This is a genomic window from Paraburkholderia sp. UYCP14C, from assembly GCF_004197395.1.
Classification (GTDB): Bacteria; Pseudomonadota; Gammaproteobacteria; order Burkholderiales; family Burkholderiaceae; genus Paraburkholderia.
Genome location: NZ_SELS01000352.1, coordinates 1 through 415 on the forward strand (window position 1 = coordinate 1; position 415 = coordinate 415).

At 63.4% G+C, this 415-nt stretch carries 1 protein-coding gene; it reads right to left on the reverse strand.

All coding sequences use genetic code 11. The features are described from left to right. A partial coding sequence (locus EVC45_RS46080; RefSeq protein WP_211193623.1) for a hypothetical protein occupies positions 1 to 415 on the reverse strand: 415 nt, incomplete at both ends.

A 415-nucleotide genomic window follows, 5' to 3' on the forward strand; every position in this document is an offset into this window, starting at 1 on the left:
GCAGACCCGTGCCGGCGTCGGCAATCGTAAAGTCGGGATGCAGTCCCTGCCTCTGCAGGTCCAGCAGATGGATGGCCCAGGTATCGCCATCACGGTGGTCTTCGTCAGCCAGCAGATAGCAGTAGGTGGAAGCCGCATCGATGCCGGTAAGAACCGGCCGGGTCCCCTGAAAGATCTCGTCGTGCAGTCCCACCCGGATGGCCGACAGGTCGATGCTGTTGTTGATGGCCATCGCCCGCTGCGCGGCACGCTGGTGAACATTGTGCACGGTGCCCAGGCTGATGGACACGCCCAGCAGGTCGCTCATGAATTCGATGACGCCGCGCATCGAGGCGTGGCCGATCATCGTCAGTGCGAGGATGACCTGCTCCAGCCATCGTCGGGTCACCGGCAGCGAGAACAGGACCTTGTCGGC